Annotated in this window: 10 protein-coding genes and 3 tRNA genes; 3 read left to right on the forward strand and 10 right to left on the reverse strand. The window is 56.9% G+C overall.

The window, feature by feature from the left end:
• Window positions 1-53: 53 nt before the first annotated feature.
• Window positions 54-1,364: a trigger factor gene (gene tig, locus N018_RS17140; protein WP_024644948.1), complete on the reverse strand. Its 1,311-nt coding sequence runs from the start codon at window positions 1,362-1,364 to the stop codon at window positions 54-56.
• A gap of 995 nt (window positions 1,365-2,359) precedes the next feature.
• Between tig and N018_RS17145 the strand changes: the two genes are divergently transcribed.
• Entirely contained in the window at window positions 2,360-2,839 is a 480-nt protein-coding gene (locus tag N018_RS17145; protein WP_025390311.1) for a hypothetical protein, read from the forward strand.
• Window positions 2,840-3,026: 187 nt separating this feature from the next.
• On the opposite strand, the gene N018_RS17150 is transcribed toward N018_RS17145, so the two are convergent.
• The 3 genes from N018_RS17150 to N018_RS17160 all read right to left on the reverse strand — a co-directional run bounded on the left by N018_RS17150 (window position 3,027) and on the right by N018_RS17160 (window position 3,371).
• Window positions 3,027-3,111: transfer RNA gene (locus tag N018_RS17150), tRNA-Leu, on the reverse strand.
• Window positions 3,112-3,167: 56 nt separating this feature from the next.
• Window positions 3,168-3,243: transfer RNA gene (locus tag N018_RS17155), tRNA-His, on the reverse strand.
• Window positions 3,244-3,294: 51 nt separating this feature from the next.
• Window positions 3,295-3,371: transfer RNA gene (locus tag N018_RS17160), tRNA-Arg, on the reverse strand.
• Between the two features lie 293 nt (window positions 3,372-3,664).
• Between N018_RS17160 and folD the strand changes: the two genes are divergently transcribed.
• Window positions 3,665-4,519, forward strand: a complete 855-nt coding sequence (folD, locus tag N018_RS17165; RefSeq protein WP_024644950.1) for a bifunctional methylenetetrahydrofolate dehydrogenase/methenyltetrahydrofolate cyclohydrolase FolD — start codon at window positions 3,665-3,667, stop codon at window positions 4,517-4,519.
• Between the two features lie 64 nt (window positions 4,520-4,583).
• On the opposite strand, the gene N018_RS17170 is transcribed toward folD, so the two are convergent.
• The 6 genes from N018_RS17170 to N018_RS17195 all read right to left on the reverse strand — a co-directional run bounded on the left by N018_RS17170 (window position 4,584) and on the right by N018_RS17195 (window position 10,606).
• Window positions 4,584-6,356 (reverse strand): ABC transporter substrate-binding protein, encoded by a 1,773-nt coding sequence (locus N018_RS17170; protein ID WP_024644951.1) that lies wholly within the window; start codon window positions 6,354-6,356, stop codon window positions 4,584-4,586.
• 85 nt (window positions 6,357-6,441) lie between these two features.
• On the reverse strand, window positions 6,442-6,714 hold the full coding sequence (locus tag N018_RS17175) for a DUF2160 domain-containing protein (protein WP_024644952.1): 273 nt from the start codon (window positions 6,712-6,714) through the stop codon (window positions 6,442-6,444).
• A 12-nt stretch (window positions 6,715-6,726) separates the two neighbouring features.
• Window positions 6,727-7,527 carry a carbohydrate ABC transporter permease gene (locus N018_RS17180; RefSeq protein ID WP_003376266.1) on the reverse strand — a complete coding sequence of 267 codons (801 nt, stop codon included), beginning with the start codon at window positions 7,525-7,527 and terminating at the stop codon, window positions 6,727-6,729.
• Between the two features lie 10 nt (window positions 7,528-7,537).
• Window positions 7,538-8,404, reverse strand: coding sequence for a carbohydrate ABC transporter permease (locus N018_RS17185; protein ID WP_024644953.1), 867 nt, complete (start codon window positions 8,402-8,404; stop codon window positions 7,538-7,540).
• Complete coding sequence (locus N018_RS17190) at window positions 8,397-9,512, reverse strand: ABC transporter ATP-binding protein (protein ID WP_024644954.1); 1,116 nt, start codon at window positions 9,510-9,512, stop codon at window positions 8,397-8,399. The genes N018_RS17185 and N018_RS17190 overlap by 8 nt, the downstream gene beginning before the upstream one ends.
• A complete protein-coding gene (locus N018_RS17195; RefSeq protein WP_024644955.1) occupies window positions 9,512-10,606 on the reverse strand; it encodes an ABC transporter ATP-binding protein in 1,095 nt (364 codons plus the stop codon). Before N018_RS17195 ends, N018_RS17190 begins: the two co-directional genes overlap by 1 nt.
• A 299-nt stretch (window positions 10,607-10,905) precedes the next feature.
• On the opposite strand from N018_RS17195, the gene N018_RS17200 reads away from it, so the two are divergent.
• Complete coding sequence (locus tag N018_RS17200) at window positions 10,906-12,756, forward strand: sigma-54-dependent Fis family transcriptional regulator (RefSeq protein ID WP_025390312.1); 1,851 nt, start codon at window positions 10,906-10,908, stop codon at window positions 12,754-12,756.
• Window positions 12,757-13,034: the final 278 nt, after the last annotated feature.

Below are 13,034 nucleotides of genomic sequence, written 5' to 3' on the forward strand. Positions count from 1 at the left end.
GCACAAGCCAGCGCGAAGGCTGGCTTGTGGGTGTTTTCGCACGAAAAGAGAAATCAGTCGGCTTTTGGAGCTTCCACCGGCTTGACAGCTTCTTCGTAGGAGACCGATTTGTCGGTCACGCTAGCTTTCTGCAAAACAGTATCTACAACTTGCTCTTCAAGCACAACAGAACGTACTTCGTTCATTTGCTGCTCGTTCTTGTAGTACCAGGCCACAACCTGCTCAGGCTCCTGATAAGCGGACGCCATTTCCTGGATCATCTCGCGCACGCGAGCGTCATCAGGCTTGAGATCGAACTGCTTGACCACCTCGGCAACGATCAGGCCCAGCTCGACGCGACGCTTGGCTTGCTCTTCGAACAGTTCGGCCGGCAGCTGATCAGGCTTGATGTTGCCACCAAACTGCTGAACAGCCTGAACGCGCAGACGATTGACTTCGTTTTCCAGCAGCGCTTTAGGCACTTCGATCGGGTTGGCGGCCAGCAGACCGTCCATCACCTGATTCTTGACCTTGGATTTGATCGCCTGACGCAGCTCGCGCTCCATATTCTTGCGAACTTCGGTGCGGAAGCCTTCAATGCCGGTTTCCTTGATACCGAACTGCTTGAAGAACTCTTCGTTCAGCTCAGGCAGCTTTGGCTCGGAAACGGTATTGACCGTCACGGTGAACTCGGCGGCTTTACCGGCCAGCTCGAGGTTCTGATAGTCCTCCGGGAAGGTCACGTTCAGCACGCGCTCTTCGCCGGCCTTGGCGCCAACCAGGCCGTCTTCGAAGCCAGGGATCATGCGGCCGGAACCCAGAACCAGCTGGGTAGCGGTGGCAGAACCGCCAGCGAAGACTTCGCCGTCAACCTTGCCCACGAAATCGATGTTCAACTGGTCTTCGTTCTGGGCGGCGCGATCGGTCACCTCAAAACGAACGTTCTGCTTGCGCAGCACTTCCAGCATGTTGTCCAGATCGCTGTCAGCCACGTCGGCGGACAGACGCTCTACCGTGATGGTTTCGAAACCGGCAACGGTGAATTCCGGGAATACTTCGAAAGTAGCCACGTACTCCAGATCCTTGCCCTTTTCAAAGGACTTGGGCTCTACAGCAGGAGCACCGGCCGGGTTCAGCTTCTGCTCAACCACAGCTTCGTAAAAGGTAGCCTGAATCAGATCGCCCAGCGCTTCCTGACGTGCGCCGTCTTCGTAACGCTGACGGATCACGCTCATAGGCACCTTGCCTGGGCGGAAGCCCGGGATCTTGGCTTTACGCGCGGTCTGCTGCAGACGCTTGTTGACTTCAGTCTCGATGCGTTCGGCGGGCACGCCAATGGTCATGCGGCGCTCAAGAGCGGAAGTGTTTTCAACAGAAACTTGCATGGATATTCCTCGTTGCACAGACGTTAGCCGGCCGTTTCCGACCCCAGAATCAAGGGCATGCATTCTAGTGGGTCATACTCAAGAAGTCACCCTACTGAAAAAGGGCGGATTTATAGGACGAAAGCGGAGCGCAGCGGCGCAAGGAAGAACAGAGCCTTGTACCCTCGGCGACGCGTCTGGCACGGCTTCTATATAAAGAAGCATCTGCGCCTGAGACGACCGACTCCATCCATGTAGCACGCCCTACTCGACCGACGGCGAAAAGGCCAGTCGACCAGCGAGACGGTAAAGCGAATACGCTGAAACAAAAAAACCGCTCAAGGCGGCTTCTTTCCCGCGACCCGAGCTCTCACTCGACGTCACATGTGTCATAGCGAACGGAGAGCCTAAAACGAAATCTCCAGACACCTGCCACGCCAGGCTCCAGCCTTGACACCTGAAATCAATGCACTTTTTTATGCGCTGATTCAATGGCGCCGGGCAGCCTCAAGCCTGATTCAACCCGGCGCGCATCGTACACAACGTGGCGGTGACGCGCCACCCATTGCAAGCATTTGACAGGACTGACAATTTTTTAAGCAGATAAGTCCTTTGCTCAGCCGCGAGGAGGCCTTCATCGAATACAACGCCGATGTGTAATCGAATGCCACCTCCAACCAGGGAAATCGTCTGTGCCTGCCAGGTTTTACACACGCCAAACGCAGCGATAGAAGCACCGGATGCTGCAGAAAGGAACGGCAACATCCCAGAGCAGAGCGCCTGGCCGAATACCCCTGCATGGGGAGAAGGAAGCGCCGGGAGCCTCCTGCGCCCAAGGCAGCGCCTTGTACAGCACTGTCAACCGCTACATAATCCGGCCAGATTCCAGTAGCAAGGACAAAGACCCGCGCGATTGGCGAGTCATACAATTTCGAGCTGCGTCGATGGCGCGGCAGAGCGTTTAAATATTCAACCAATCAATGCCCTACACACATTGATACCCTTCAGGAAAAACCATGTACAAGATGATTGCTGCATTCAGTTTTCTGGCTATAGCTTCAGTAACAATGACCGGGTGCAATGATAAAGAAGGAAGCCAGGGAAGCGCAGCAACCACCAAGACTACTTATTACTCATCAGACAAATGCAATATTGACTCAATTGCAGGGAAAACAGGGGCGAGCATTTATGTACCGCGAGGCGTTGCAGAATTCAACGGCTGGGCAATAGATACTGCCAACCAGGATGCCCCAAAGGAAATGAGACTTCGCCTGACCGGTTACAAAGGGACCCCCACCACGTTCAAGAGCCCCACCATCATTGATCGCCCGGACCTGGTAAAGGTATTCAATAATGAAAAATTTCTGAAATCAGGTTTTTCGTTCAAAGCAGACTTATCATCACTGGAATCCGGCGGCTACAGCGTAGTCATCGAGATCCCTGGGGCGAACTCGTCTCTCCTGTGCCAGGCCAAGGTATTGCTGGTTATTGAATAATCAGAAAAACCGCTACCCGCCTTGAGACAGCAGCACATCGCGGCGTGAACAGGAGCAGGCGCATCCCTGCTCGCGCCGCCGCTCAAAATCTTCAAACCACCCAGATACGAAACACAACAAAAAGCCCGCACTAGGCGGGCTTCTTCTGGCTTTCGCGGCTCTCACTGGAACCCGGCGAAAGTATATCTGGTGCGGACGGAGAGACTCGAACTCTCACACCTTGCGGCGCTGGAACCTAAATCCAGTGTGTCTACCAATTCCACCACATCCGCATTTCAAACTGTTAAAGCAAAGGCGCCAGACTATGAATCTGGCGCCCTTCTTAATATGGGGTGGACGATGGGGTTCGAACCCACGACCGCAGGAGTCACAATCCTGTGCTCTACCAACTGAGCTACGCCCACCATATTGCATGTGACGGTACAACTTACTTGCTGTGCCAAAGCTGCCTTGAATGGCGCACCCGGCAGGACTCGAACCTGCGACCATCCGCTTAGAAGGCGGATGCTCTATCCAGCTGAGCTACGGGCACTTATATAATTTGTATTCTTGCGATAACAAACTAAAAGGCTTTCAATCACACCGAGCTGATTTGCAACTCTGCCTGACCGAATCAACCAGTGCTAGCTTAACCAGTGCTGGGCTCTGCCCGGCAAGTGCGACGAATCTTATAGACGGCCCCTGGGGTCGTCAACCTTTTTTTGAAAAAAATTCAGCTAGATAAAGGAGTTAGCTGAATATCCAGCGCATGCGCCTTTGCCCTCGCGCCATGTCATGCGAGAATGCGCGCTCATTTTATTTCCTCTCGATGGTTAATCACGCGTCATGACTGCAAAACTAATCGACGGCAAAGCGATCGCCGCCAGCCTGCGCCAGCAGATCGCCAAACGTGTCGCCGAACGTAGCCAGCAAGGCTTGCGTACGCCGGGCCTCGCGGTGATTCTGGTGGGCAGCGACCCCGCCTCCCAGGTTTACGTTTCGCACAAGCGCAAGGACTGCGAGGAAGTCGGCTTTATCTCCCAGGCATATGACTTGCCCGCCGACACGACCCAGGTTTCGTTGACCGAGCTGATCGACCGTCTCAATGAAGACGCTGCTGTCGACGGTATCCTGCTGCAACTGCCATTGCCGGCCCATCTGGACGCCTCGCTGCTGCTGGAGCGCATTCGACCGGACAAGGATGTGGACGGTTTCCATCCTTATAACGTCGGCCGTCTTGCCCAGCGCATTCCGCTGCTGCGTCCGTGCACACCGAAAGGCATCATGACCCTGCTGGAAAGCACCGGTGTCGACCTGTACGGGCTGGACGCTGTCGTCGTCGGCGCATCCAACATCGTCGGCCGCCCTATGGCCATGGAGTTGCTGCTGGCAGGCTGCACCGTCACCGTCACCCACCGTTTCACCAAGGATCTGGCAGGCCACGTGGGCCGTGCCGATCTGGTGGTGGTTGCCGCCGGCAAGCCGGGCCTTGTCAAAGGCGAATGGATCAAGCCTGGCGCTATCGTGATCGATGTCGGTATCAATCGTCAGGACGATGGCAAGCTGGTCGGCGACGTGGTGTATGACACCGCCCTTCCCCGCGCAGGCTGGATCACTCCGGTTCCGGGCGGCGTAGGCCCGATGACCCGCGCGTGCCTGCTGGAAAACACGCTTTACGCGGCAGAAACCCTTCACGACTGATCAACCTGTTCAGCTCCCATAAAAAACGGCACTCGAGGTGCCGTTTTTTTATTCCCGAAAAGACTTACTTCTTGGCCGCTTCCCAGCTTTTCAGCAGGTCAGCGTAGGCGATGGTTTCACCCTTCGGCTTCTCGTTGGCCAGCTTGCGTTGCGGCGCGAGGAACTTGCCACCGCTCTGCTCGGCCTTGGAGTACCACTCTTCTGCCGACGTCTCGGGATTCATCTTCGGCGCACACTTGCTGGCTTCCTGAACCTTGGAACGCTCGATGCGCGTCATGATCGCATCCTGATCCTTGGCCAGTCCGTCCAGCGCTTGCTGGGCAGTTTTTTCGCCGGTAACCGCCTCGGCTACGTGACTCCACCACAGTTGCGCCAGTTTCGGATAGTCGGGCACGTTGGTGCCGGTAGGCGACCACTGAACACGGGCCGGGCTGCGATAGAACTCCACCAGACCACCGAGTTTAGGTGCCAGAGCGGTCATCTCCTTGGAGTTGATGTCCGACTCGCGAATCGGCGTCAGGCCGACGATGGTTTTCTTCAACGAAACGCTTTTCGAGGTGACGAACTGCGCGTACAGCCAAGCTGCCAGACGTTTTTTCTCGTCGGAGGACTTGAGGAAAGTCCACGAACCTACGTCCTGATAGCCGAGCTTCATGCCTTCTTTCCAGTACGGACCTTTTGGCGAAGGCGCCATGCGCCACTTCGGCGTGCCGTCGGCGTTCATGACCGGCAGACCCGGCTTGGTCATGTCCGCGGTAAAGGCGGTGTACCAGAAGATCTGCTGTGCAACGTTACCCTGGGACGGCACCGGGCCTGACTCGGAGAAGGTCATGCCCGCCGCCTCTGGCGGTGCATAGGCTTTCAGCCAGTCGATGTATTTCTGGGTCGCGAAGACTGCCGCCGGTCCGTTGGTGTCGCCACCACGGGTAATGCTGGAGCCGACCGGGTGACAGTCCTCGACGCGAATACCCCACTCGTCCACTGGCAGGCCATTAGGCAAGCCCTTGTCGCCACTGCCGGCCATGGAGAACCAGGCATCGGTGAAACGCCAGCCCAGCGACGGGTCCTTCTTGCCATAGTCCATGTGGCCGAAGACTTTCTTGCCGTCGATTTCCTTGACGTCTTCGCTGAAGAACTTGGCGATGTCTTCATACGCCGACCAGTTGACCGGGACACCCAGCTCGTAGCCGTATTTGTCCTTGAATTTCTTTTTCAGGTCAGGACGTTCGAACCAGTCGGCACGGAACCAGTACAGGTTGGCGAACTGCTGGTCGGGCAATTGATACAGCTTGCCGTCAGGCGCGGTAGTAAACGAAGTACCGATGAAGTCTTTCAGGTCCAGCGTTGGCGAGGTAACTTTACTGCCTTCCGGACTGGCCATCAGATCCGTCAAAGACAGGGCCTTGCCATAGCGGAAGTGTGTACCGATCAGGTCCGAGTCATTGACCCAGCCGTCGTAGATGCTCTTGTCCGACTGCATGGCCGTTTGCAGCTTCTCGATCACATCACCTTCCTGCAACAAGTCATGGGTGACCTTGATACCGGTGATTTCAGTGAACGCCTTGGCCAGGGTTTTCGACTCGTATTCATGAGTGGTCAGGGTTTCCGACACCACCTTGATGTCCATGCCCCGGAACGGTTCTGCCGCCTTGATGAACCACTCCAGTTCTTTCAACTGCTCGGCATCGGAAAGCGTGCTCGGCTTGAACTCGCTCGCCGCCCACTTCTTCGCCGCGTCCTCGTACTGATCTGCCCATGCCGACACACTCAACCCGCTGAGCATGATCATGGTTGCCAGCGTCACGCTATGTTGCAGCTTGTTTTTCTTATTGAACATAGTCATCTCCAGTGTTGCTTTTATGTAGTCCCGCTTTTCGAATACTGCCGGCCGGATCACCCTGGCAATCGCGCCCGGCCGCCCTCTAACCCCAACGCATCACCACCAACAACCACACCAGGGAGATCCCTGAAGCAATCCATATATTCCAGTCAGTCGCGCCGATCACCAGCAAGTGCAGGTACGCGCTGCCCAGAAGCCCGATGAACAAACGGTCGCCACGCGTGGTGACTATCGGCAGAAAACCACGGCGTTCGATACTCGCCGAGCGCAGTTCCCATACGGTCATGCCCACCAGCAGCAACCCGATACTGATGAAGAAAGCCGCAGTCGGCAGTGTCCAGGACATCCACTCCATTTTCTCGACTCCTCAGACACGGCCAAGGGCGAAGCCCTTGACCACGTGATTGCGAACGAACCAGATCACCAGCATGCCGGGCAGGATAGTCAAGACTCCCGCCGCCGCCAGCACACCCCAGTCAATACCCGATGCCGAGACCGTGCGTGTCATCACCGCCGCAATCGGCTTGGCGTTGACCGACGTCAGGGTGCGCGCCAGCAGCAACTCGACCCAGGAAAACATGAAGCAGAAGAATGCCGTGACGCCTATCCCCGAGCCGATCAGCGGAATGAAAATCTTCACGAAAAACTTCGGAAAGCTGTAACCGTCGATGTACGCCGTTTCGTCGATTTCCTTGGGGACACCGGACATGAAGCCCTCCAGAATCCACACAGCCAGAGGGACGTTGAACAGACAGTGCGCCAGCGCTACGGCGATGTGCGTGTCGAACAGCCCGATAGACGAGTACAGCTGGAAAAACGGCAGCAGGAACACGGCCGGTGGCGCCATGCGGTTGGTCAGCAGCCAGAAGAACAGGTGTTTGTCGCCGAGGAAACGATAGCGTGAAAACGCATAGGCTGCCGGCAGGGCAACGCTCAGCGAAATCACGGTATTCAGGCACACGTAGTACAGCGAATTAAGGTAGCCGCTGTACCAGCTCTCGTCGGTGAAAATCACCTTGTAGTTGGCCAGGGTAAAATCCTGCGGCCACAGCGTCAGCCCGCCGAGAATCTCGGTGTTGGTCTTGAACGACATGTTGACCAGCCAGTAGATCGGCACCAGCAGGAACAGCAGGTAAATCCACAGCGGTATTATTTTGCGCAGACTCATGACCAGGCCCTCAATTCTTTTCGCCGTGGGTCATGGCGGTGTAGAACACCCATGACACCAACAGAATGATCAGGAAGTACACCAGCGAAAACGCCGCCGCTGGCCCGAGGTCGAACTGGCCGAGCGCCATAGTGGTCAGGGTCTGACTGAGGAAGGTCGTCGAGTTGCCCGGACCGCCCCCCGTCAGGACGAACGGCTCGGTGTAGATCATGAAGCTGTCCATGAAGCGCAACATCACCGCAATCAGCAGCACGCTCTTCATCTTCGGCAACTGGATGTGTCGGAAGATGGCCCAGCCGGACGCACGATCAATCCGTGCAGCCTGGTAATACACATCCGGGATAGCCCGCAGCCCTGAATAGCAGAGCAACGCCACCAGCGAAGTCCAGTGCCAGACGTCGATGACCAACACCGTTACCCAGGCATCCGAGGCATTCGCCGCGTAGTTGTAGTTGATACCCAGCACGTTGTTCAGCGTGTAACCCAACAGCCCGATATCACCACGGCCGAATATCTGCCAGATGGTGCCGACCACGTTCCAGGGAATCAGCAGCGGAATGGTCATCACGATCAGGCACAACGACGACCAGCGACCTTTGGTGGGCATGGTCAGGGCGATCGCGATGCCCAGCGGGATTTCGATCAGCAGCACGCAACCCGAGTAGATGAACTGGCGCAGCAGAGAGTCGTGCAGACGCGGGTCCTGCAAAACCTGCCGGAACCAGTCGGTGCCGACGAAGTAGCGGCTGGACTGGTCGAAGATGTCCTGCACCGAATAGTTGACCACGGTCATCATCGGGATAATGGCGCTGAAGGCCACCAGCAGAAACACCGGCATCACCAGCCACCAGGCCTTGTTGTTCTGCACCTTACGCATGGGGCACCTCACTCACAGGAGCAGCTTCAAGCAGGTAATCGTCGGCATACAGCATCAGCCATTGCCCGGGAAAACTGATCCAGGCCTGACCTTGCGGCACCGGCTTGTCTTCCTGAAGGCGCACTTTCAACAGTTGCCCGGCCAGTTTCAGGGTGATGATCTTGTAGGTGCCAAGGTCCTCCACGTAGGTGACATCGGCGCACATCGCATCGTCGTAAGGTCCGTCCCAGACGTGCACGAACTCTGGACGAATGCCCACTTTCAGACTTTTCCACGAGGTATTGGCGAGTTTTTCCTGCAACGACTCAGGCAGCGGCAGGTGAATATCGGCAAAACCGACCCCGCCCGACTGAGGCGTAACGTCGATCAGATTCATGCCGGGGCTGCCAATGAAATAGCCGACAAACGTGTGGGAGGGCTTTTCAAACAGCTCACGCGGCGTGCCGAATTGCACGATCTGTCCGCCATACATCACTGCGATCTTGTCGGCGAAGGTCGAAGCCTCCAACTGGTCGTGGGTGACGTAGACCATGGTGATGTTGAATTGCTCGTGAATCTGCTTGAGCTTGCGGCGCAATTTCCACTTCAGGTGTGGGTCAATAACCGTCAGCGGCTCATCGAAGAGAATCGCTGAAACGTCGTCGCGCACCAGCCCGCGCCCCATGGACACCTTCTGCTTCTCGTCCGCCGAGAGGTTGCGTGCTTTCTTTTTCAGCAGCGGCTGCAAGTCCAGCACATCGGCGATTTCGTTGACCTTGGTGAGAATCCTCGCCTCGTCCATGCCCTGGTTGCGCAGCGGGAACGCCAGGTTATCGAACACCGTCATGGTGTCGTAGATCACCGGAAACTGAAAAACCTGGGCGATGTTGCGGCGCTCCGGGGGCAGTTCGTTGACCACTTTGGAATCGAACAGCACTTGTCCTTGAGACGGACTGAGCAAGCCGGAAATGATATTGAGCAAGGTCGATTTGCCGCAGCCGGACGGCCCGAGCAGCGCATACGCCCCGCCCTGCTCCCAGACATGGCTCATTTCCCGAATCGCATAATCGTCCGGGCCGGGTTTGGCGCTGTAGCTGTGCGCCAGGTTCTGCAAGCGGATCTCGGCCATCAGGCAACCCTCGCCATGCGCAGGCCCGGTGCCTGAATCAGGCCGCCCTGCTGATCGAATACGAATAATTTATGAGTCGGGATGTATACCCGGATCGGCGCGTCAACATCGTAGGCATGCACCCCCGGCAAATGCAGGACCAGCGAGAACAGCTCGTTGCGCACATGCAGGAAGGTTTCCGAGCCGCTGATTTCCGCCAGCTCGACAGTGACCGCCAGTTCCAGGTCGTCGTCGTTGGAAGGCACCAGGCTCAGGTGACTGGGGCGCACGCCGAAGCGGTATTCACCATCGCCAACTGCGCGCAGGTCAACATTGAGCGGGAAATGCACAAAGTTGGCGAAACTGACCTCATTGCCTTCGATACGCCCCGGCATCAGGTTGATCGGCGGCTCGGAGAACAGTTCGGCGGCCAGCACCGTGGCAGGTCGATGGTAGACCTCAGGAGTCTTGCCGCTCTGCACCACCCGTCCTTCATGCAGGATGGTAGTGGTGCCGCCCAGCGCCAGCGCTTCGTTGGGCTCGGTGGTGGCATAAATCGCGATGGTATGGCGGGCTGCAAACAGCTCGCGCATCTCCTGGCGCAGCTCTTCACGCAACTTGTAGTCGAGGTTGACCAACGGCTCGTCGAACAGAATCAGCTCGGCGTCCTTGACCAGTGCTCTGGCCATCGCCGTGCGCTGTTGCTGTCCGCCGGACAATTCAAGCGGATGGCGTTGCAGGAATTTTTCGATGCGCAGCATCTTCGCGGTTTCCTGCACGCGGCTGTGGATCACCTCTTTGGAAAGTCCGGCCTGACGCAGGGGCGATGCGATGTTTTCAAACACCGTCATGCTTGGGTAATTGATGAACTGCTGATAGACCATCGAGACATTGCGCAGACGAACCGGGCGCTGCGTGACATCGACCCCGTTCATCAGCACGCGCCCGGTATCGGGCTTGTCCAGCCCGGCCATCAGGCGCATAAGGCTGGTCTTGCCGGACAGGGTTCGCCCGAGCAAAACGTTGAATGATCCCGGCTCAAAGCTCAAGGAAGCGTCGTCGATCCAGATCTGGCCATCGACTGCGCGACTGACATGCTCCAGCGTGAGTGACATGGCGTGCCCTTTTGTTGTTTTTTTCTTAAGGGTGAATGCGTGACTGATTACAGATAGCGATATTCGTGCCAGGTCATTGATATTCGAGCCAAGGCCCGAGACAGAGCGTTCGCCCATATTCAGGGGACGAGAGCCATTTCACAGTTGAACAAAACTGAACAGTAAATAATGAACAACTGAACAAAATGAACATTGACTTTGAGCAATTCTGAACGACACTGGACACACGTTGCGGGCAAGGATGGTCACGCCGACGGGACCTAAAAACAAAAACAACACGTCACTTCGCAGGCATCCTCATGTCTCAACCCAGCGCTTCGCTTGCTCACGACATCATCATTCAGGATTCATGGACCCGCTGTCGGGACTTCGGTCTCAGCCATCAGACGCGCCCATCGTTTGGCCAGTTGCCAGGCGCAGAGGTTTCCCGCCTGCTGGAACGCCACCACGGGCTGGTGCAAACCACCCATCAAGAAGTACTGCCGGTCTATGAAAACATTCTCAGCAACTCCAATTGCCTGATTCTGCTGGCCGACCCTCAGGGCCAGTTGCTCAAGTCGTGGGGCACTCAGCGTTTTGTCGAGTCTTCGCAGACCCAAGGCTTCATGGCCGGTGCCAGCTGGAGCGAGCGCGGTACGGGCACCAACGCCATCGGCACCGCACTGGCCTGCGAACAGGCTATTCACATCGAACCGGATGAGCACTTCCTCAAGGCCAATCGCTTCATGACGGGATCTGCCTCACCGATCTTCGATGCCGATCGGCGCATCATCGCCGTGCTGGACGTGTCCAGTGACAGCTTCCTGCCACCCTCGCACACGCTGGGCATGGTCAAGATGATGAGCCAGTCGGTAGAAAACCGCCTGATCCTCGATCAGTATCGCGACAGCCATTTCCAGTTGATCTTCAATACCGGCCTTAACAACCTCGACAGCCAGTGGGCGGGTTTGCTGATTTTTGATGAAAGCGGCCGGATTCTTTGCGCCAATCGTCGTGCTGACAATCTGTTGGGAGCCCGGCTATCAGGGGTCAACATCGAAACACTGTTCAAGTGCCCGACCCTGCAACTGCTCAGTGAAACCGAGGCCCGGCCGTTTGCGCTGCATGCGTTTGGCAACAATCGCTTTCAATGCCTGTTGAAGCGTCCGACGCGCCATCCGCTCAAATTGCACAGCGTTCAGACTGTGCAGATGCCTGCTGTGCCAAAAAGCCTTGGTCTGGAAGCAATCAGCCTGGGCGACGCGAAAGTCGAGAAGGCCGTGTTGCAAGCTCAGCGCTTGCTGGAAAAAGACATCCCGCTGTTGATTCACGGTGAAACCGGTGTCGGTAAAGAGGTCTTCGTCAAGGCGCTGCATCAGGCCAGCTCACGCGCCAGCCAGCCGTTGATCGCCGTCAACTGCGCAGCGATCCCGGCAGAACTGGTCGAGGCGGAGCTGTTTGGCTACGAGCGAGGTGCGTTCACCGGTGCCAACCAGAAAGGCAGCATCGGCCTGATTCGCAAGGCCGATAAAGGCACACTGTTTCTCGATGAGGTAGGCGACATGCCGATGCCTGTACAGGCGCGATTACTGCGCGTGTTACAGGAGAGATGTGTTCAGCCACTGGGCAGTAGCGAGTTGTACCCGGTGGACATACGGCTGATCTCTGCCACCAATCGCAGTCTGCGCGAGCAGGTACTGGCAGGAAATTTTCGTCAGGATCTTTATTACCGGATCAGCGGCCTGAGTATCGAACTGCCACCCTTGCGCGAGCGCACCGATCAACATGCCTTGATCCAGCGTATCTGGGAGCGTCATCGAGAGCCTCACCAGCGGGCGGGATTTTGCAGAGAAGTGCTTGAGCTGTTCGAACGCCACCCGTGGCCGGGCAACCTGCGCCAGCTCAACAGCGTGATTCAGGTCGCACTGGCGCTGGCAGACGAGCAACCGATCAGCAGCGAACACCTGCCAGAAGACTTTCTGCTCGATGCACACATGGATGAGGAATGCCGGGATCCTGTAAAAACCCAGGAACCCGAGCGCCTCGCCTCAAAGGAAGACCTGAACCAGCTGTTTCAAGCAGCGGGCGGAAATATTTCACAACTGGCCAAACGCCTGGGGGTAAGCCGCAATACGCTATACAAGCGGTTGCGGGAACAGCGGATTGTTTAGTTTTTGACGCTCGCCAGGCCGGACATCGAGGATAGGACGCAGAGCTTAGAGAGCAGCATGCCCACACGGAGCATGGGAACGAGAGGTATTCTTTAGAACACCTCTCGTTCCGCACGCTCCAGCGTGGGAATGCCTTGGGTGACGCTCCGCGTCACAAATCTTCAGCCTGGCGCGGTGTCAGTCGCAACGCAGGCTCAGGCTTGGATGCTGCCTGTATCTCGGTCTGGATTGAGTGATTCGCCATGACTGCAATGTGACGCGGAGCGTCACGAAATGCA

The sequence above is a fragment of the Pseudomonas syringae CC1557 genome (assembly GCF_000452705.1).
GTDB classification, from domain to species: Bacteria; Pseudomonadota; Gammaproteobacteria; order Pseudomonadales; family Pseudomonadaceae; genus Aquipseudomonas; species Aquipseudomonas syringae_F.

Bases quoted from the DNA above. Each gene is read 5' to 3' on its own strand.
- N018_RS17145 (WP_025390311.1), top strand. From the start codon at position 2,360: ATGTACAAGATGATTGCTGCATTCAGTTTTCTGGCTATAGCTTCAGTA.
- N018_RS17195 (WP_024644955.1), bottom strand. From the start codon at position 10,606: ATGTCACTCACGCTGGAGCATGTCAGTCGCGCAGTCGATGGCCAGATC.
- N018_RS17200 (WP_025390312.1), top strand. From the start codon at position 10,906: ATGTCTCAACCCAGCGCTTCGCTTGCTCACGACATCATCATTCAGGAT.
- N018_RS17170 (WP_024644951.1), bottom strand. From the start codon at position 6,356: ATGTTCAATAAGAAAAACAAGCTGCAACATAGCGTGACGCTGGCAACC.
- folD (WP_024644950.1), top strand. From the start codon at position 3,665: ATGACTGCAAAACTAATCGACGGCAAAGCGATCGCCGCCAGCCTGCGC.
- N018_RS17175 (WP_024644952.1), bottom strand. From the start codon at position 6,714: ATGGAGTGGATGTCCTGGACACTGCCGACTGCGGCTTTCTTCATCAGT.
- tig (WP_024644948.1), bottom strand. From the start codon at position 1,364: ATGCAAGTTTCTGTTGAAAACACTTCCGCTCTTGAGCGCCGCATGACC.
- N018_RS17190 (WP_024644954.1), bottom strand. From the start codon at position 9,512: ATGGCCGAGATCCGCTTGCAGAACCTGGCGCACAGCTACAGCGCCAAA.
- N018_RS17180 (WP_003376266.1), bottom strand. From the start codon at position 7,527: ATGAGTCTGCGCAAAATAATACCGCTGTGGATTTACCTGCTGTTCCTG.
- N018_RS17185 (WP_024644953.1), bottom strand. From the start codon at position 8,404: ATGCGTAAGGTGCAGAACAACAAGGCCTGGTGGCTGGTGATGCCGGTG.